This window comes from Burkholderia sp. BCC0506 (genome assembly GCF_902833145.1).
Lineage (GTDB): Bacteria > Pseudomonadota > Gammaproteobacteria > Burkholderiales > Burkholderiaceae > Burkholderia.
This window is the reverse complement of record NZ_CADFEN010000004.1, coordinates 503,579-522,296: the sequence shown is the minus strand read 5'-3', so window position 1 is coordinate 522,296 and position 18,718 is coordinate 503,579. Positions and strand designations below refer to the sequence as shown.

Below are 18,718 nucleotides of genomic sequence, written 5' to 3'. Positions count from 1 at the left end.
GCCCCGGTCGCTTCATCGTCGCTCGCTCAGTGCCCCTGCAAGCGGATATCGCGCGACGATGCGCCGACATACACGGTCCCGCCGGGGACGACCCGCCAGCCGTTGCGCGACGTATCCCAGACGCTCTGCATCCGCGGCGACACGGTCACGCGCACACGCCGCGCCTCGCCCGGATTCAGCCGGATCTTGTCCCAGCCGACCAGCCGCTTCGGCGGCTCGTCCTTGTACGGCACGCCGAGATAGACCTGCGGCGTTTCCGCGCCGGCAACGCGCCCGTCGTTGCGCACGGTGAACGCGACGCTCAGCGAGCCGTCCCATTGCTTCGACACCGACAGATCCGAATACGCGAAGTGCGTATACGACAGGCCGTAGCCGAACTCGAACATCGGCTTGATGTTGTGCGCGTCATACCAGCGGTAGCCCATGTTCAGCTTTTCCGCGTACACCGGGTCGGTGTCGAACGTGCCGTTTTGCCCCCACGTCGGCGAATCCTGATCGCGCGCCGGGAAGGTCACGGGCAGCTTGCCGGACGGATTGACCGCACCGAACAGCACGTTCGCGATCGCCTTGCCGCCGGCCTCGCCCGGATACCACGCCTCGACGATGGCCGACACGTTGTCCTTCCACGGCATCAGCACCGGGTTGCCGCTCTGGACGACGACGATCGTATGCGGATTCGCACGCGCGACGGCTTCGACGAGCGCATCCTGGTTCGACGGGTTCGCGAGGCTCAGGCTCTGCAGATCGCCGAAATCCTCGCCGGCCGGCTGGGCGACCACGACGATCGCGACATCCGAGCGGCCCGCGAGCGCCGCGGCCTGGTCGATCTCCTGCTGCGTGTACGCACGGAACGGCGACTGCTGGTCGCTGTTGCCGGCATACGTGACCTGCGCGGCGGGCGCGAGCGCGCGGATCGCCGCGACGATCGGCACGTCGACCTTGAGCCAGGGATTGCGCCACCAGCTGCACCCGGTCGACGACCCGAACGTCAGGCCGCCGCAGCCGGCGAACGACCCCGAGACGGGATCGCGCGTGTTGCCGGAGCCGCCGCCGGACAGCACGGCCGCATCCGCATGGCCGCCGATCACGGCGATGCGCGACAGCGCCGACGCGACGAGCGGCAACTGGTTGCCGTCGTTCTTCAGCAGAACGATCGACTGCTCGGCGACGCTTTGCGCGAACCGGTTGCCGGCCGCGAAATCGATCGTGCCGCCGCCCTTGGCCGGATCGTCCATCACGCCGACGCGGATCATCACCGCGAGCTTGCGGCGCACCATGTCGTCGAGGCGCGCCGTCGACACCGAGCCGTTCGCGATTGCCTGCTTGACGGCCGCCGGCGTCAGGTACACGCTCGGCCCGACGTCCTCTTCCTCGTCGAGCCCCGCGTTGATCGCGGCGGCGGTGCTGTGCGTGGCGCCCCAGTCGGACTGCACCTGGCCCTGGAAGCCCCATTCGTTCTTCAGCACGTCGTTGAGCAGGTGAGGGTTCTCGCACGCATAGGTGCCGTTCAGGCGGTTGTAGCTGCACATCACGCTGCCGGGCCGGCCGCGCTTCGCGGCGATCTCGAACGGCAACAGGTACAGCTCGCGCAGCGTGCGTTCGTCGATCTGCGTATTGCCGCCCATCCGGCCGTGCTCCTGCTCGTTGCCCGCGTAGTGCTTGATCGTGGCGATGACTTTCTGCCGCTGCGTGGCGAGCGTGCGCTCCGCGAGCAGGTCGCCGGCCAGCAGCGGATCCTCGCCGAGATACTCGAACAGGCGGCCGCCGCGCGGCTCGCGTGCGAGGTTGGTGCCGCCGCCGAGGCCCATGCCGAACCCTTGCGCACGCAATTGGATCGCGACCTGCTTGCCGAAGTCGTACGACAGCCGTCGATCCCAACTGGCGGCGACCGCGATCGTCGCCGGGAACGTCGTGCTGGCCTGCGACGTGCTGCCGGAGCCGGTCGCCGAATCGACCATGTTCAGATCGGGAATGCCGAGTCGCGGTACGCCCTGGATGTAGCCGGCGCCGCCGCCGGGCACCTTGGACATTTCGTATTGCGAATGAATGAACTGGAGTTTCTCGTCGAGCGTCATCTTGCGCACGAGCAGGTCGGCGCGTCGCTGTGCGGCGGCCGATGCGAACGCGTCGGTCGCGTCGCCCTGTGAATTGAAATCGGCGTCGCCGGCGTAGGCGGTGGTGCAGAGGGTCGCTGCCAGCACGACGGCCGGCCAGAGTGTGTCCCGCATGTTGCTCTCCATGATCGTATTGCCGGTTGTTCGGATGATGTCTGGAGCTGCGCATGTCTGGTGGATTCGCACCGGACGGATTCGGCTGGCGATGCGGGATGGTGGCGCGTCGGCATGCCAGGCCAGGCGGGGAATCGTTACGGCCGGTTGGGCCCCGATCGAACCTCGCGGACGGCGACGCGGACCGCCCGGCACTGTCGAATCGGATGTAGCGATTCTCTGCTGCGGCTAATGGTATGAATGTAGTTTGACTACAGCATCGGTGTTTCTACCGAGACGTGCGATCTTTATTTCGTAGGCTTGCGTAGCGGGGCGAAAAACGGTCATCGTTCCCGATCGGGTGTGCGCGGAGAAGTAAGAAGTACCCGTGCGCGAGCGTGCGGAGGGGGTGGGAGATCGGCAGGCGTGTGGTCGGACGGTGCGGTTCGTTGCGCGCGCATCGAACGAAACGCCGTCGGATGCCGGTCACCTCGTGGGGGAAGCCGGTCAGCATCAGCGGTGCGCTAGCCGCGTCGCGCGACCGGACTTCCGGGAAGCGGAATTCCGGCGCGATAGACGACGGTGGCGAGTGCAGCGGCGACCGCGGCCTCGGCCGTCAGCACGGCGGCGGCTGCGCCCAGCTCGGCGAAGTACTTTGCGAGCACGGGTACCAGCACGATGTTCAGAATGCCCGATGACATCAGGATTCGCGTGAATGCCGACTTCATCCCGAGCGGCAGCATCGTCTGCACGCCGAACAGGTCGGTCATGCCGGCCATGAACGGAATGAAGGCCATCCAGCGCAGCACCTGGACCGTAGGTTCGTACGAAGGGCCATACAGGATGCGCACGGCGAGCGGCGCGCCGAAGAAGATCACGAGCGAGATGCCGAGCACCATCGCGACCTGTACGAGGAACAGCTTGCGCAGGAACGAGAACGCATCGTTGCGTGCGTGCCGCATCAGGTAGCTGATGCGCGGATAGGTGGCGGCCTTCAGCGGTTGCAGCATGCTGAGCGCCGCGCGGATCAGCTTGTCTCCGGCGGCGAAGTAGCCTGCGGCGACGTTGCCCGATACGAAGCCGAGCAGCACGGTGTTGGTCGACGCATAGAACGCGATGGACGTCGACGCGAGGAACACCTGCCAGCCGCCTTTCAGCGATTCCGTGATGTCGGTGAAGCCCACGCGAACGAAGTCGATTTCGCGCTGAGCATAAAGGTAGACGGCCAGCACGATCGCGGACAGCGTCGGAACGGCGGCGTTGACGATCATCGCGCGGTCGATGTCCGCCGGGCTGTGCACGAGCGCGAACATCGCGGGCAGGCTCAGGATGCGGCCGACGAACAGGATCACGCTCAGTGCGCGCAGCTTCTCCATGCCCTGGAAATACCAGCCCGGCGTGAACGCCACGCCGGCCACCATTCCGAAACCGATCAGCAGCAGGTCGCGGTCCTCGCCGAAGCGCTTGAACAGGAAAGTCAGCGCGACCAGCACGATGAAACAGATCATGGCGATGCCGATCTGTGCGTACAACGTCGCCCAGAAGATTCGGGAGCGTTCGGCGCGGTCGTCGCGGGCGAGCGCGATGCGCGGCGTGGCGGTCAGGTCGAAGCTGTAGCTCGTGCAGTTGGTCAGGTAGGCGATGACCGCGAGCGAGAACGCGAGCTGGCCGTAGCCTTCCGGCCCCAGCGCGTGCGTCAGCAGCGGTGCGATCAGCAGCGGCACCGCGTACATCGAAATCTGCAACGTCAGCAGCAGCAGGAAGTTCTTCTTGAGGTTAGACATTCGCTCGGTCGGCGCCGTGGGTATCGCGGGGCGGCGGCATGGGGCCGCGGTGCGCATGTGCATCCGGTCGGCGCTGACCCGGTTGCATGGGTGGGTGGCGCGTCCGGCGTCGCCGGGCACGGCCACATCATCGTATGGCGGCCATGATACCGGCCGCGCGGGACGACTGTGTTCGCGAGCCTACCGTTCGCGGATTGCGCGCGCACGGCATGCATGCCGGCACCGCGCGGGCCGTCGCGCGTCGCCGTATCGCGACAGCGACGAATCTATTTGTAAGCTGGCGCACCGAAGGACGCTCCGACCGGGTGCTTTAATCGAGCGCACAGTTTTGGTTCATGGCGCATTGGTTCGCGATGCAAACCGTCCAACGACGCCTCGGACACGCAACGTCATCTCCCGCACGCATGGGAGCAGGGCAACGGACGAAACAGGGCGGGCCGCGCAGGGGCGCGGCTGGGGCGCCGCAGTGTGTTCGTCGAGCAGTGGCACGATCGTGGAATTGCTCGTTCCGGTAGAGCTGCCGGAACGTGCGTCCGCGTCCGATAAAAATACCGATCCGAGGAGTACCGATTGAAGCCGATTATGTTCGGCAGCTGCGTGGGGTGGCTGCACGAAGGACAGACGACACAAGGGGTGGTCCTGTGCGAAGCATTGGGCCACGAGGCAACGTGGACGCACAAGCTCATGCGGGCGATCGCCGAGCGCCTCGCCGGCGACGGCGTCACGGTGTTGCGATTCAACTATCCGTGCAGCGGCGACTCCGCGGGCGACGATCGCGATGCCGATCGATATGCGGCGTCCATCGGCAGCATTCACGATGCGATCGATATGCTTCGCGACCAGGTCGGCGTCACGTCGCTGACGCTCGTGGGCATCCGTGCGGGCGCGATGTTCGCGATGCTGGCCGCCGCGGGCGACGGCCGGCGTCCGTTGCCGCGCGTCGACGCATTGGCGGCGTTGGCGCCCGTCGTGCGGGGGCGCGCGTACCTTCGCGAGCTGTCGTTCGTGCATCGTCAGTGGCTCGATATCACGTCGCCGGCAATTCGTGCCGCACATCGCGACGAGCCGTGCATGAACGTGCTCGGGCACCGCTTTCCCGACGATTTCGTCGATGCGCTGAAGGCGGTCGATCTGTGCGACGTCGTGCGCGATGCACCGACGTTGCCCGGCGCGATGCTGCTGATCGAGCCCGATCAGGGGGACGGGTCTGCGTTGCGCGATGCCCTGCTCGCCCGCGGCGTGGACGTGGCGACCGACTCGTTCCGCGAATGGTCGACGACGATGCTGGACGGTACGCGCTCGCGTCTGCCGCTCGAGGCCATCGACACGCTCGCGAACTGGATCGCCGGACGAGCACCGCGCGTGGTGGCAGGCACCGACCCCGCGTGGCCGCTGACTCCGCCATGGAATGGAGAATCGTCCGTCGCGCTCGACATGACGGACATGACCGAGCAGGTCGTCGCCGTGGGGCCGGACCGGCTGGTCGGCGTGCTGTGCCGCCCCGCCGATACGGGGCCGGCGAATCCCGTCGCGCCGGCGCTCGTGATCGCGAACACGTCGACGAATCCGCGCAGCGGAGAGGGGCGTTTCAGCGTGCGCCTCGCGCGGACGCTCGCACGCGCCGGCGTCACGACGCTGCGGATCGACGTGAACGGGGTGGGCGACAGCGGGGTTGCCGCGCCCGACGACCAGGCGCGGGTCGTGTATTCGCCACAGTCGAGCGACGACGTGGCGGCTGCCGCGGACTGGCTGCGTGCGCTCGGGTACCCGGAAGTGTTCGCGGCCGGCATCTGTTCGGGTGCTTATGCGGCATTGCATGCGGCCGTGAAGACGCCGTCGCTCGGCGGCGTGATCGCGATCAACCTGGCGCGCTTCGTTTGGCCGGCCGGGCTTTCGCTGGAGGCGGTGCAGAAGCAGCGGAACAACTCGGTGCGCGGCTACTGGCTATCGGTGCGGGACTGGAAAAAGTGGAAGGGCCTCGTGCGCGAACGGCGCGATTTGCGGCCGATCGTGCGGGCCGTCGCCGCCAATGCGATCGCGCGGGTCAGCGTGCCGATGAAGGAGGCTGCCGCGCGCGTCGGCTGGAAGCCGCGCGCCGGCACGCCACGCGGCGTGATGCACGTGCTGGCACAACGCAATGTCCGGACGACGCTGGTGTACGGCGCGCTCGACCCCGGCATCGACGACGTGCGGCGCCACTTCGGTGCGATCGAGCACGCGTTCAGGCGCTCGCGTCACGTGCGACTGCATCTCGAACCGCAGGTCGATCACGCGGTGTACGGCGCGGTCGGCACGGACATCGTGATCGGGCTTTGCATGCAGGCGCTCGGCCGTGATTCGGCGAGGCCGGTCGTGCGCGTCTCCGATTCCGCCGCGCTCGAAACGGCTGCAGGATCGTACGGGAACGTGTCGGTCGGCAGGCCGTGACGTCCGCCGTGCCGCATGCAATGCATCGCATGCAGCGGCGCATCGGGGTGCGATCCCGTCCGCGCATCAAGATCGGCGTTCGGTGGGGTTGCTCACAGACGCGCCGTTCGTCGTGGTGTCCAATCCCTTATCGATGCATGCGCGGTCGTGCCGAGGCATGACCGACCGGGATGCATCAGTCGGGATCGCCCGGCGCTTCATAGGGTGATTTCGCGTAGGGCGACGTGTACAGCGCGTCGCTGCCCCATACGTCGTCGGCCGGTGTACTGGCCACCTGCGCGCGATGCGGGCGGGCCGGGACGAGCGGCCGGCGCAGCCTGCTGCGGGCGCGCGGGTCGGGCTGAACGGCGGCGCTCGCGGCGGGACGCGAGAGGGCGGGCGCGGCATTCGCGGACGCGGGCGCGGCAGGTTCGGCGGCCGCGCTTGCGGCTGCGACTTGGGCCGAAGGTTGTGGCGGCAGTTGTGGCGGCACCGGGCTCGGTAGCGTCGACGACGCGAAAGACGGGGTGTCGGCGGGTGTGCCGGACAGCGTCTGCGCGCCGGCGGCACAGACGAAGCCGGCCGACACGATGCAGACGAATGACGAAAGCGATGAAGAGAAGTTCATGACGAATCGTATGGAGTGACGTGCGGTGAAGAGGGCGGTGCGGCGATGCAACGGGAGCCGCGCTGGGCAAGCGTAATGCCGGAATTCGCCGCGTTCGGCGGGTTACCGCACAGTTTTGGAAGGGCATCATGTCAATCACCACGCAACCGGAATCGACGCTCGGCACGCCGGGGCCGCGCAGGGTCGTCGCGCGTCGCGCACCGTGGCAGTCGCGTCTGGCGATCGCGGCGGCCGCGTGCGCACTGAGCGCCTGTGCGCTGTCGCCCGGCATGACTTACCACCCGCCGGCCGAACGCGACGCGAATGCGCGCGTGAGCGCCGACGCATCGGGGTCGGGCGGCCTCGACGGGGTGCAGAACGTATCGAGCGCGGATCTGATCGAGATCACGCCGGCCTTCGTCGCGCAGCACCATGCGGGGCGGCCGGCGGACGTCGACGCGGAAATCCGCCAGTTGTTCGGCAAGCCGAAGCCGTACACGATCGGCCCCGGCGACGTGCTGGGCATCGTCGTATGGGACCACCCCGAGTTGAACCTGCCGGCGACGCAGACGATCGGTGGCGGCGACGGGGTCGGGGCCAGTTCGGTCGCGACAGGCTACACGGTCGATGCAAACGGCAACGTGCAGTTCGCGTACGCGGGGCTCGTTCACGTGGCGGGGTTGACCGAGGCGCAGGCGGGCGCGCTGCTGATGAAGCGGCTCGGCGAGTACGTGCGCAAGCCGCAGCTCTCGGTGCGCGTGCAGAGCTACCGCAGCAAGCGCGTCTATCTCGACGGCGAGGTTCGCACGCCGGGGCTGCAGATCGTCAACGACATGCCGATGACGCTGCCCGAGGCGATCGACCGCGCGGGCGGCTTTACCCCGACGGCAGACCGCTCGCAGGTTTCGGTGACGCGTGGCGACAAGACCGTGAACGTGAGCCTGCCCGCGTTGATCGCGGCGGGTGTGAATCCGTCGAACATCCTGTTGCGCGACGGCGATCTCGTGCGCGTGCGCGCGGCGAGCGACGCGAAGGTGTTCGTGCTCGGGGAGGTGTCGCGGCCCGCGACGCTGACATTGACCGACGGCCGGATGAGCCTCGGCGAGGCGCTCGGCGACACGGGGGGCGTGAGTCAGTACACGTCCGACGCGCGCCAGGTGTTCGTCGTGCGCCGCGGCCCGGACAATCGTCCGCGGGTGTATCACCTCGACGGCAGCTCGCCCGCGTCGTTCGCGCTCGCCGACCAGTTTCCGCTCGAGCGGCGCGACGTCGTGTTCGTCGATGCGTCGTCGCTCGTGCGCTGGAGCCGCGTCGTGAACCTGCTGATTCCATCGTCCGCGCAAGGTGCGCTGACGGCGAAGGCCATTTCACCGTGATGCTCGCGGCGGATTTCGTGACCGCGACGGTGCGTCGCGCCATACGGGACTGATGCTGTATGAATACTTCGACCCTGCCTGACTCGCACAGCGGGCGCATCCTGCGGCCGTCCTATCCGGTGCGCCGCTACTGGAGCATGCTGTACGGCGGCCGACGCCTGATCCTTTGCACGGCGCTCGCGGGCGCGGTTGCCGGCGGCCTGTATGCGCTGTGCGCGGCCCCCGTTTATCGCTCGGACATCCTGTTCCAGGTCGAGCAAAGCCAGACCGACACGAAGCAGACGTCGCCGCCTGGCGATCCATCGTCGGTGTTCGATCTGAAGACGGATGCGTCGACGGAGATCGAGGTGCTGAAATCCCGCGCGGTGCTCGATCGCGCGATCGACAGCACCAACCTCGCGCTCGACGCCCGACCGCATTACCTGCCGCTGATCGGCTGGCGGTTCGTGAATGCCGCCGACGGATTGTCGTCGCCGTTGCCGGGCGGATACGTGTACGGCACCGAGCGCATCGACGTGCCGACCTTCGATGTGCCGAAGCGACTGCTTGGCAAGCGCTTCGCGTTGACCGTCGGCGATGACGGCGCCTATACGCTGCAGCGCACCGGCATCTTCGGCCGCAAAGGGCCGACGTGGCAGGGCCGTATCGGCCAGCCGTTGCACGTCGAGACGCCCGAGGGGCCGATCGACGTATTCGTGCGCGGCGTGGCCGGCAAACCCGGCGCACGCTTCGACCTGACGCGTTACAGCGACGAGGAGGCATCCACGTGGCTGCAGAAGCACGCGCTGATCTCGGAGCGCGGCAAGCAGTCGAACATGGTCGGCGTGACGCTCGACGGTACCGATCCCGTGCAGGACAGTCGCGTGCTGAACGCGATCGGCGACGCGTATCTGGCGCAGAACACGCAACGCAAGTCCGAGGCGGCCGACAAGCTGATCCAGTACATGGACGGCCAGTTGCCGCAGCTGAAGGCCCAACTGGAGGCGGCGGAAAACCGCTTCAACGCGTTCCGTGCATCGCACGGGACGGTCAATACGAGCGATGAAGCACTGGCATTGCGTCAACAGGCGGTCGACATCGAGACGCGCGTGCAGACGCTGCAGCAGCGGCGCGAGGAACTGATGACGCGCTTCATGCCGAAGCATCCGGCCGTCGCGGCCGTCGATGCGCAGCTCGCCGATGCGCAGCGTTCGCTCGCCACGACGCGCAAGCAGATCCAGCAGTTGCCGACCGTGGAGCAGGGCGTCCTGCAACTGCAGCGCGACGTGGCCGTCGACACTGCGCTGTACACGAACCTGCTCAATACGCGCCAGCAGATGGTTCTCGCGCGTGCCAGCAAGACCGGCACCGTGCGGATCGTCGATACGGCGAAGATCGCCGAGCAGCCGATCGGTCCGCATCGCGGGGTTGCGGTGGTCGGTCTCATGATGGTGGGCCTGCTGGCTGGCGCGGCGGTCGTGATTGCCCGGCAGCGTGTCACCGGCACGATCGGCGACGCGGAAGAAATCGAATGGGCGACGGGACTGCCGGTATTCGCGACCGTTCCGCACAGCGCGATCGCGGCGGCGGCGGAACTGCGGCCGAAGGCCGGCCGGCCCGGTCCGCGCACGTCGATCGCGCCGGTCGACGCGCAGGACGCCGCGCTCGAAAGCCTGCGCGGGTTGCGCGCGTCGCTGCAATTGTCGATGCCGGCCGCACCGAATCCGGTCGTGCTGATCTCCGGGCCGACGACGGGCGTCGGCAAGTCGTTCGTCGCCGCGAATATCGCAGCGCTCGTGGGTGCCGCGAAGCGGCGGGTTCTGCTGATCGACGCCGATCTGCGCAAGGGTTCGCTGCACGACCGGTTCCGCTATAGCCGCGCGCCGGGGCTGTCCGACGTGGTCGCGGGCACCCACGCGCTCGACGAGGCAATCAAGCGCGGCGTCGCGCCGGGCCTTGATTTCATCGCGATGGGCAGCGTCGTTCCCGACCCGGGCGAACTGCTGCTTCAGCCCGCGCTCGCCGAATTGATCGGGCAGCTCGCGTCGCGCTACGACATGGTCGTGCTCGACGGCCCGCCGTTGCTGCCGGTCGCCGATGCGCTGGTGCTGGGGCGTCTGGCGGGTACGGTGTTCCTCGTCGCGCGTAGCGGCGTGACGACGCTGACGGAGCTCGACGAAAGCGCGCGACGGCTCGAGCACGCGCATATCGATGTGCGCGGCGTGATCCTGAACGACTACAAGGGTGCGCCGGGACGGTACGACTACGGCTACACCGGTGCGAATACGCATCAGGCCACGTCCGGATACGCCGGAGCGATGGTGCAGCGGCAAAGCGTGGAACGCGCGTCATGAACCGGCGAACGGGCGGCGCCGGGCCGCGACCGAGCGCGCCGGCGGTGCGCAGGATGGCACGCGTGCGCCGTGTCGCGGGCGGTTATGCGGGCTACTGGTGGGAAGATCCGGCACGGCTCGTGCTGACGTTCATCCTGCCGTTGTATGGATTGCTGTCGCTCAGCCTGCTGGGCGACCAGAAGTCGATTGCGCGGATTTATTTCGACGGTTACTACGCATTTGCCGGCGCGGTGTTCCTGATGGTGGTGGCGGCGACGGCGTGGCTCGCGACGACCGAAGCGCGCACGCGGCGCGGGCCGCCGGAAACGCCCGTCGAGATGCCGCCGCGCGTGCTCGATTTCCTGTTCGCACTCGCGCTGTTCGGCAATCTCGTGATGATGAGCGGGATCATCGCGCGTCCGGCGCTGCTGCTGGAGTTCCTGCATGGCCAGGCTACCGCATACGACATGCTCCAGCAGATCGGTCGCGTCACCGGGTTGAGTTCGTTCACGCAGGCGACGTCGCCGTTCGTCGCACTCTATTTCTACGTGTTCCGAACGCCGGTGAAAGGCCTGAACCGCTACAAGATCTACATGGCCGTGCTCGCGGTGCTGACGCTGCTGCGCAGCTTCCTCTTCGCGGAGCGCCTCGCGTTGATCGAGATGGTGATGCCGCTCGCGCTGATGGTCGTGCGGTTCCGGCTGCACGGCCGGTATTCGCGGCTACTGACGCTCGGGCCGTACGCGGCGATCCCGCTGTTGTTCGCGCTGTTTATCGCGAACGAGTACAACCGGTCATGGGAAGCCTATTACGTCAATATCTACGACAACATCTTCGACTTCGCGCTCGAACGGCTCGGCCTGTACTATTCGACGTCACTGAACAACGGTGCCGGGATGCTTGCCGTGCTCGGCTGGGGGCAGGGCCATCCGATGTTCACGTTCGACTGGCTGATGCGCTTCCCGGTGATCGGCGCGACGTTCCAGCCGTGGTTCGATTCAAGCGACAGCTTCAACCTGTTTCTGAACAGCTACGCAGACCCGGAATTCAACAATCCGTCCGGGATCTTCGTCCACTTCTACGAGTGGGGCTGGTTCGGACTGCTCGATGCGGCCGCGCTCGGCTGGCTGGTTGGGCGCAGCTACGCGGGCTGGCGCAGCGGCAACGGGTTCTGGTGCTGCGCGCACGCGGTGCTCTACGTGTCGTTGATGGAAATCATGCGTACCCCGAATCTGTTCAGCGGACGCAATTTCCTGCCGATCGTGCTGCCGATCATCGTGTTCCGTTGGTTCGGTAGCCGGCCGGCGAGCGTTGCGCCTACCGCCAGGCATGCCGCGTCCTGACGCGGGACGCACGCCGCCGCGCACCGCGGAAACGCACGAGCGGGACGGCAGCGCACCGGCATGGGAACGCGCAGGACTTCCGGACTTCCGGACGATCCGGCGCTCAAGCGGTATGCGTGCGTACCGCCGTGTCGCGTCCTGGCCACGACGGGAAGCCGGCAACTGGCGCGAACCCTGTCCGCAATGCGACCAGATAGACGGCGATCGGGATCGCGACACCGGCCAGCGTGCCGAGCCCGAGGTGTACCGCGAGACTGGTGATGCCGGCGCGCATCAGCACGATCCGTACGGCTGCCATCGCAAAGATGTGGGTCAGGTAGATCGGCATCGATGCGCGACCGATCGCGGCCAGCCATGCCGCGCGTGCCGGCTGCGACGCATACCGATGCGCGAGTTGCAGCGCCAGCGCGATGCCCGCGAACGCGGCGGGAAGTGCCCAGATGCTCGCCGCGCTACCGAAGCCGTGAGCGAATACGACCGCGGCGACGAACGCCGTTGCCGTTGCGGCGCATGCGGCCGGCCCGCTGTTGCGCGCGAGCCAGCGGGGCAATGCCTGCGACGCAAGGACACCCGCCACGAAGAACGGCGCGTTCATCAGCGTGATCGACAGGATGCCCCACTGCGTCGACGCGCCGAGCACCAGCCCGAGCACCGCGCAGGCGGCGAGCCAGCCGCGCGCCCGCGGTGGCATGGGTGCACGCGTCACGTCCGGCACGGCCGCCGCGAATGCCCGGATGCCCAGCATGCAGAGCATCAGCGCATACAGGAACCAGAACTGCGCGAACGGTCGCCAGCCGATCGCCAGCAGATCGTTCAGCATGAACGGATGATTGGTGCCGTGCGACGCCATTGCAATCTGCACGGCACCCTGCGCGATCGACCACAGCAGGTATGGATAAACGATCGTCCTGACCTTCGACCACAGGAAACCGTCCGGCGTGCGGCGCAGCGAGCTGCACACGTGCAGGCCGGACAGGAAGAAGAACAACGGCATGTGGAACGTATAGATCACGTAGTCGTTCCACGCGAATGCCGTGTCGGCCGCGCCTGCCGGCACGAGGTCGGCGGAAACGGCACCGCGCAGCACATGCCCGTATACGACGAGAATGATTCCCGCGCCGCGGGCGACATCGAGGGTGGTTTCGCGTGCAGTCATGATGAAGGGGCGGCCGGCCCGTCAGGTTCCGCACCGCCGGGATATCGGATAGTCGTTCACTGTAGGGAGGGCCGACGCGCAGGACAGTGCGGTGGGGGACAGTTGGTCGTCATGCAACGCGACGGTGCCCTACAGCCCCTCGAATATCTCGTTCATCATCTCGGCGCTTCTGCTCCAGCGATACTTCTCCGCGTGCAGGCTGCCTTTGCGCTTGAGTTCTGTCCTGAGCTCGGCGGAATCGAGCACGGTTCGCAATTTCTGCGCGATGTCGTCCTGCGAATACGGATCGCAGTACAGCGCCGCATCGGCGCAAACTTCCGGCAGCGCCGCGGATCGGCCGACGACGACCGGGCAGCCGTAGCGCATCGCTTCGAGGGGCGGTATCCCGAAGCCTTCGTAGATCGACGGATAAAGGAAGCACGCGGCGTTCTGGTACAGCGCCTTCAATTGCTCGTCGCTGATGTAGCCGACGTACTTGATGTTCGGTTCGGCGGCCGAGGGATGATCCTGCTTGCCGAACACAGTGGTGTTCTGCATGCCGACGATGACGAGATCGACCGACGGATCGTCGATCTGCCGGAAAGCCGCGATCAGCCGGCCGAAGTTCTTGGTCGGATTCATGCTGCTGACCGCGAGCACGAACCGGTTCGGCGTCAGCGCATGCTTGTCGAGCACGCTCGTGTCCGCTTCAAGGGCATCGAGATGATCCGCGCCGAGCGGCACGACGCTGATCTTCTCCGCGGCCACCCCGCAGTGATGCGCGAGGCGATCCCGTGAGAAATAGGAGTTGGTCAACACGCAAACGGAGGTTCGCGCCAGGATCCAGAACATGATCCGGTACCACACGCGAAACGGCCGTGAGAAATGTGCGGGCGTGTCGAACACCGCCGCATCGTGCATGTAGATGATCTGGTTGCCGATGAAAATGGATGCCGAATTGCTGAGGTTGACGATGCGGCCTCGGCGCGCGAACAACGGCAGCACCAGTTGTTCCCACACGACGCCCTTGTAAAAGCCGACCTTGACCGTCCGCGCTCCGCTTACCTCGACGCCGGGCTGCGGAGGCACCAGCACGGTGACCGGATCCTGCGGCTGAAACTTGATCAGTGCGGCGATCAGCTCGCGTGCGACGCGCTGCACGCCGGTCGTCTTCTGCGTGGTAAAGCGGCCGTTGTATACGAGTTGCTTCGGTTTATTGAAAGTGATCATGTCGACAAGAAGATATCGAAATCGGAATCAGGCTTTGACGTGATCCGGTGCAACCGGCTTGAAGTCGCGCGTGTCGACACGCGGCTCGTGGGTATCGAGTCCGTATAGGGCATTCCACTGCCGGAAAATCGCATGCATCGAAAACCGCTGAATCGCCCGTTTTCGGGCTGCCGCGCCCATTTGCTCGCGAAGCTGCCGGTCGTCGCGGAGCGTTGTCAGATATGCAGCCATCTCGGCGGCGTTCGATGCGACGTAGCCGGTCACGCCGTGAATCACCACGTCGCGATTGCCCACGACGTCCGTCACCACGGCCGGTATGCCGGCGACCTGCGCTTCGATCAATGCGACCGGCATCCCTTCCCAGCGGGAAGTCTGAACGTAGATGTCCAGTTCCGACGTCAGCGCGAGCGCACGTGCGCGGGGTATCCAGCCGCTGCAGACGACGGCCCGGCGCTGGCCGGGATCCGGAATCTCGGCGGCGTCGCCGCCGATCCAGAGAAACTCGACGTCCTCCTCGTGCAGCATGTCGGCGAGGCGCACGAATGCTTCATGGTTCTTCTGGAACGACGCCCGACCGCTCATCCCGATGACGACCTTGCGATCGTCGCGCATTCGACGCAGTGGAATTTCCGCCACATCGACTCCGTTTTCCACGAGGACCGTCGATTTCGCCCGGACCTTTCGCCTGATCTCGGCGAGTTCGCTGCCCGAGCACGCGACGATGGTTCCGCCGATGTGCGCCGCGATGCGCTCGAAGCTCAGATAGGCGTACTGCTTCATGCGCGACACGTCGCGACGCAGGAACGAGAGTCCGTGCGGCGAGTAGAGGACCTTCGCATTCGGGGTCGCGATCCGGGCGGCGATTCGCCCCAGCACGCCGGCCTTCGACGAGTGCAGATGAATCGCGGTCGGCTTGCAGTCGCGCAGGTTCCGGACCAGCGCACGCACGCTCCGCAGATCCTGCTTGACGCTCACCTCGCGCGCCATGTCGACGTACACGAGCTTCACGCCGGGCAGGAACAGCGTCGAAAAATCGGTCGGGGTTTCCGATCGGATCGAGTGCAGAACCGTCACGTCGACACCGTTCGCCGCGGCATGGTTGGCGAGATGGGTCAGCATCGAAAGCACGCCGCCACCGAATGCTTCGGCGATATGAACGATCTTTTGTTGGGTCATCTGTGGGTCCGGCGATTCGACCGCACATTCATCGCACGTCGTGACGACGAGTCGCCTGCGAATCTTGCGGTCTCGATATCCAGTTCGAGAAACTATGCATTCCTGATTGATAAATGCATGGCGTTCGTGGCCATTGGATCCTGCTGTCACATTCGCTCGTTTGCGCTGACGAGGCAGCCGGATGGTTTCCGCCGATGGCATATCGCGTCGACGTTGCCGAAGGGCGCTGAACGCGATGCAGCGTGAGGAAATCGATGACGCGTCATACGTATCGGCTCGATTCCACCGACATCGGATACCGGCGTTCGACTACGACGACTGCGGACGAGACAACGAAGAAGTCCGGTCAGTGCGCGTGAATCCACTGGTCCGGATCATTGTGCAGCGCATGCGCGACCCACTGGGTGCGATGGCTTACCGAATGCGCGATTCGGCGATGCTATCGCGCGTCGGCGTGATGGCCGGATGAATTCCGCACGCGCGCGAGCGGATTGGCGATATAGCGAATCGCGCGGTTGCTGAGCGTGGCCGACGGCAGCAGGCATGCGAGCGACAGCCCGGCTACGGCCGTTTTCTTGGCGGGGCCCCAGAACGGGTTACGCAGCACGGTTTGCCAGTAGCGCCCCGATTCGCACAGGAACCAGCGCCAGCGCCGCACGAGTGGGGCGTGATAAAGCGTGCTTGCGAAGCGGGCCTTCTCGATCGCGAAGTCGAGCGGCGCGATCGGCAATGTTTCGCGCAGCCGTGTGGCGGCGAGCATGCGCAGCGTCGCCCACCGGCGTTCGGCTTTCAGTGCGCCCGTCGCGGCGTCTTCCGAATTGGTGAGAGCGAGGGCCGGTGTGCCAGCGGACGTGTGCGCCCCTGGCTGCTGATCGACGCGATAGCCGCCGAGCGTTGCATCGATCATGTGTACGGCGCCGAGCAACGCGATACCGTAGATCGCATAGAAATCCGCGCCGTGCAGGTTGTCCGGGGTGACAGGCACCGGAAAGATGCGCTTGAGCGCGTCGACCCGATACGCGTTGCCGGATGCGGGCGGCGACGGGTACAGCCAGCCCGCGCGTAACAGGCGGCCGCAATCGGTGTCGACGGCCGACTGCGGCACGCTGGCCCCGGTGATCGCACCGTCCCGCGTGATCACGTCGAGCCGGAAATGCACCTTCACGTAGTCGCCGGACGCGAACGCGGCCAGCACGCGGGCCGCGGCGTCGGCGTAGAGCACGTCGTCGGCATCGAGCAGGATCACGTAGCGCGTCGTGACATGTTCGAGCGCGCGGTTGTATGCGGCGACCTGACCTTGATTCTCCTGGAACACCGCCGTCACGCGCTCGCCGTACGAACGAATGATGTCGCGCGAATCGTCGGTGGAACCGTCGTCGACGACCAGCACGCGTACACCGTGCACGCTTTGCGCGAGCGCCGAATCGATCGCGTCGCGCAGGTACGCGCCGTGGTTGTAGTTGCAGATTGCGATGGTCAGGTTGGTCATGAACGGATTCTGGACGAGCGAAGTGTTGCGTCGCATGGCGGCCATGATACGCGTCGTCGATCGGCGCTCGGTTCGCGAGCCTACCGTTGCGCGATTCGCTTCATCGAAAGCGCGATGAATCGTCGACGGCACGTCAGATACGCCGCGCGGACGGGATGTATAGGTCTGTTGACGCACTGAAACGTGGCGGGTTCGAGTGGTCCAATCGAACATGGCACGCCGCCGCTTCGACGGCGGTACCGCGGGTGGACAACTTGGCCGGCATGCAGCGATTCGGGCGCGCCGGCTGGCGTGTGCGAAGTCATTCCAGGGAGTCGACTCGATATGCGTAGATTACATGGCACCTTTCTCGCGCGCGCAGCGCTCGCCGCCATGTGTGCGGCAGGCGGCCTGGCGTGGCCTGGCAATGCCGCGGCGGCGGCATCCGGCGCGTCCGCGCCCGGTGCGCTTCATGCGGCTGTACCGGATGCCTACGTTCGTCCCGCTGCGGACGCGGCCGATCAGGCCGACATGCTGCAACATGCGCTGGACGCGTTGCAGCCCGGCCAGCGACTGGTGTTCGCGCCGGGCCGGTACGTGGTCGGCCGGTCGCTGGTCGTGCGGCAGCGGAATGTGGTGTTGTCGGGCTACGGCGCGACGATGATCGCGACAACCCCCGGCGACCAGGTGATGGAGATGAGCGGCGACGGTACGACGCTCGTCGGCTTCCGGCTCACCGGAACCGGCACGACACGCCTCACGACGCCGGAGTCGTCGAAGGTTGCGGTAACGGGGCGCGGTGTGCAGGTGCTCGACAACGTCATCGACGGTGGCGCCGGCGCCGGGATCTTCGTGTTCGGCGGCGCGGACGTCGCGATCGTCGGCAACGAGGTGCTGTCGACGCTGGCGGACGGCATTCACATGACGCACGGCTCGCGCAACGTGCTGGTGCAGGGCAACGTCGTGCGCGGCACCGGCGACGACATGATCGCCGTGGTGAGTTATCAGGCGGAAGGCGTGCTGACGCGCAACGTGCTGATTACCGGCAACTCGCTGGAGGGTAATCCGTGGGGGCGCGGCATCACCGTGGTCGGCGGGGCGGACGTCACCATCTCGAACAACATCGTGCGCAACGTGCAGGTGAGCTCGGGCATTCTCGTCGCGCAGGAGGACAGCAATCGCACTGCCGGCTCGTCCGACGTGCGCATCGAGGGCAACACGATCGCGGATATCCAGACGGCGGCGGATCGGGCTGATCCTCGCCCGGTCACGCAGCAGGCGGCGATCGAGATCAGCACGTGGTCGGGTTCGGTGTCGCGCGTGACCGTGATCGGTAACCGCGTGTCGCATGCGCGATTCGACGGCATTCGCCTGTGGGGAAACGTGTCGGGCGTGCGTCTCGCGGACAATCGACTGTCAGGGATCGGCGGCATGCCGGTCCGGATCGACCCTGCGCACGATTGCGCGGCCGGCGGGCAGGTGGGAGCGTCGGGAGGGCGGGCGAAGGGCACGCCGTGTGCGGCCGCCGCGCTTCAGCCGCTGTCGGCGGCAGGCGACGCGGTCGGCGCGGATACGTCGTTGTTGCCGCGCGTGCGCGAGTCCGTCAGGCGGCCGCGCTGGTCGCAAGGCGGCACCCACTGATCGTACGGTGCGTGGACGGCCGGTCGGGGGCGC

13 protein-coding genes are annotated in these 18,718 nt (G+C 66.6%); 6 read left to right on the top strand and 7 right to left on the bottom strand.

Annotated features, from left to right (window positions below):
* Nucleotides 1-26: 26 nt before the first annotated feature.
* Both HWX62_RS12260 and HWX62_RS12255 read right to left on the bottom strand, forming a co-directional pair.
* A complete protein-coding gene (locus HWX62_RS12260; protein ID WP_175928318.1) occupies nucleotides 27-2,228 on the bottom strand; it encodes a glycoside hydrolase family 3 C-terminal domain-containing protein in 2,202 nt (733 codons plus the stop codon).
* 503 nt (nucleotides 2,229-2,731) lie between these two features.
* On the bottom strand, nucleotides 2,732-3,991 hold the full coding sequence (locus HWX62_RS12255) for an oligosaccharide flippase family protein (protein WP_175928319.1): 1,260 nt from the start codon (nucleotides 3,989-3,991) through the stop codon (nucleotides 2,732-2,734).
* Between the two features lie 570 nt (nucleotides 3,992-4,561).
* On the opposite strand from HWX62_RS12255, the gene HWX62_RS12250 reads away from it, so the two are divergent.
* Entirely contained in the window at nucleotides 4,562-6,418 is a 1,857-nt protein-coding gene (locus HWX62_RS12250; RefSeq protein ID WP_175928320.1) for an alpha/beta hydrolase, read from the top strand.
* A gap of 175 nt (nucleotides 6,419-6,593) precedes the next feature.
* Here the strand turns inward: HWX62_RS12250 and HWX62_RS12245 are convergent, their stop codons facing one another.
* Nucleotides 6,594-7,076 (bottom strand): hypothetical protein, encoded by a 483-nt coding sequence (locus HWX62_RS12245; protein ID WP_244136033.1) that lies wholly within the window; start codon nucleotides 7,074-7,076, stop codon nucleotides 6,594-6,596.
* A gap of 77 nt (nucleotides 7,077-7,153) precedes the next feature.
* Between HWX62_RS12245 and HWX62_RS12240 the strand changes: the two genes are divergently transcribed.
* From HWX62_RS12240 to HWX62_RS12230, 3 genes are read left to right on the top strand one after another with little or no spacing between them, the layout of a single operon-like run.
* Complete coding sequence (locus HWX62_RS12240) at nucleotides 7,154-8,380, top strand: polysaccharide biosynthesis/export family protein (RefSeq protein ID WP_175928321.1); 1,227 nt, start codon at nucleotides 7,154-7,156, stop codon at nucleotides 8,378-8,380.
* Nucleotides 8,381-8,439: 59 nt separating this feature from the next.
* Nucleotides 8,440-10,713 carry a polysaccharide biosynthesis tyrosine autokinase gene (locus HWX62_RS12235; RefSeq protein ID WP_175928322.1) on the top strand — a complete coding sequence of 758 codons (2,274 nt, stop codon included), beginning with the start codon at nucleotides 8,440-8,442 and terminating at the stop codon, nucleotides 10,711-10,713.
* Nucleotides 10,710-12,035: an oligosaccharide repeat unit polymerase gene (locus HWX62_RS12230; RefSeq protein ID WP_175928323.1), complete on the top strand. Its 1,326-nt coding sequence runs from the start codon at nucleotides 10,710-10,712 to the stop codon at nucleotides 12,033-12,035. The genes HWX62_RS12235 and HWX62_RS12230 overlap by 4 nt, the downstream gene beginning before the upstream one ends.
* Before the next feature lie 103 nt (nucleotides 12,036-12,138).
* On the opposite strand, the gene HWX62_RS12225 is transcribed toward HWX62_RS12230, so the two are convergent.
* From HWX62_RS12225 to HWX62_RS12215, 3 genes are all read right to left on the bottom strand, one after another.
* Complete coding sequence (locus HWX62_RS12225) at nucleotides 12,139-13,191, bottom strand: acyltransferase (protein WP_175928324.1); 1,053 nt, start codon at nucleotides 13,189-13,191, stop codon at nucleotides 12,139-12,141.
* Between the two features lie 129 nt (nucleotides 13,192-13,320).
* Nucleotides 13,321-14,400, bottom strand: coding sequence for a glycosyltransferase family 1 protein (locus HWX62_RS12220; protein WP_175928325.1), 1,080 nt, complete (start codon nucleotides 14,398-14,400; stop codon nucleotides 13,321-13,323).
* Between the two features lie 27 nt (nucleotides 14,401-14,427).
* Nucleotides 14,428-15,576, bottom strand: coding sequence for a glycosyltransferase (locus HWX62_RS12215; RefSeq protein WP_175928739.1), 1,149 nt, complete (start codon nucleotides 15,574-15,576; stop codon nucleotides 14,428-14,430).
* A 181-nt stretch (nucleotides 15,577-15,757) separates the two neighbouring features.
* On the opposite strand from HWX62_RS12215, the gene HWX62_RS12210 reads away from it, so the two are divergent.
* Entirely contained in the window at nucleotides 15,758-16,045 is a 288-nt protein-coding gene (locus HWX62_RS12210) for a hypothetical protein (RefSeq protein WP_175928326.1), read from the top strand.
* On the opposite strand, the gene HWX62_RS12205 is transcribed toward HWX62_RS12210, so the two are convergent.
* Nucleotides 16,016-17,065 (bottom strand): glycosyltransferase family A protein, encoded by a 1,050-nt coding sequence (locus HWX62_RS12205; RefSeq protein ID WP_175928327.1) that lies wholly within the window; start codon nucleotides 17,063-17,065, stop codon nucleotides 16,016-16,018. The two genes, HWX62_RS12210 and HWX62_RS12205, sit on opposite strands and share 30 nt — an antisense overlap.
* Before the next feature lie 324 nt (nucleotides 17,066-17,389).
* Here HWX62_RS12205 and HWX62_RS12200 point away from each other — a divergent pair, with 324 nt between their 5' ends.
* Complete coding sequence (locus HWX62_RS12200) at nucleotides 17,390-18,685, top strand: right-handed parallel beta-helix repeat-containing protein (RefSeq protein WP_175928740.1); 1,296 nt, start codon at nucleotides 17,390-17,392, stop codon at nucleotides 18,683-18,685.
* The last annotated feature ends 33 nt before the right edge of the window (nucleotides 18,686-18,718 follow it).

Bases quoted from the DNA above. Each gene is read 5' to 3' on its own strand.
- HWX62_RS12255 (WP_175928319.1), bottom strand. From the start codon at position 3,991: ATGTCTAACCTCAAGAAGAACTTCCTGCTGCTGCTGACGTTGCAGATT.
- HWX62_RS12200 (WP_175928740.1), top strand. From the start codon at position 17,390: ATGCGTAGATTACATGGCACCTTTCTCGCGCGCGCAGCGCTCGCCGCC.
- HWX62_RS12220 (WP_175928325.1), bottom strand. From the start codon at position 14,400: ATGATCACTTTCAATAAACCGAAGCAACTCGTATACAACGGCCGCTTT.
- HWX62_RS12210 (WP_175928326.1), top strand. From the start codon at position 15,758: ATGGTTTCCGCCGATGGCATATCGCGTCGACGTTGCCGAAGGGCGCTG.
- HWX62_RS12215 (WP_175928739.1), bottom strand. From the start codon at position 15,576: ATGACCCAACAAAAGATCGTTCATATCGCCGAAGCATTCGGTGGCGGC.
- HWX62_RS12230 (WP_175928323.1), top strand. From the start codon at position 10,710: ATGAACCGGCGAACGGGCGGCGCCGGGCCGCGACCGAGCGCGCCGGCG.
- HWX62_RS12260 (WP_175928318.1), bottom strand. From the start codon at position 2,228: ATGCGGGACACACTCTGGCCGGCCGTCGTGCTGGCAGCGACCCTCTGC.
- HWX62_RS12225 (WP_175928324.1), bottom strand. From the start codon at position 13,191: ATGACTGCACGCGAAACCACCCTCGATGTCGCCCGCGGCGCGGGAATC.
- HWX62_RS12205 (WP_175928327.1), bottom strand. From the start codon at position 17,065: ATGACCAACCTGACCATCGCAATCTGCAACTACAACCACGGCGCGTAC.
- HWX62_RS12235 (WP_175928322.1), top strand. From the start codon at position 8,440: ATGAATACTTCGACCCTGCCTGACTCGCACAGCGGGCGCATCCTGCGG.
- HWX62_RS12240 (WP_175928321.1), top strand. From the start codon at position 7,154: ATGTCAATCACCACGCAACCGGAATCGACGCTCGGCACGCCGGGGCCG.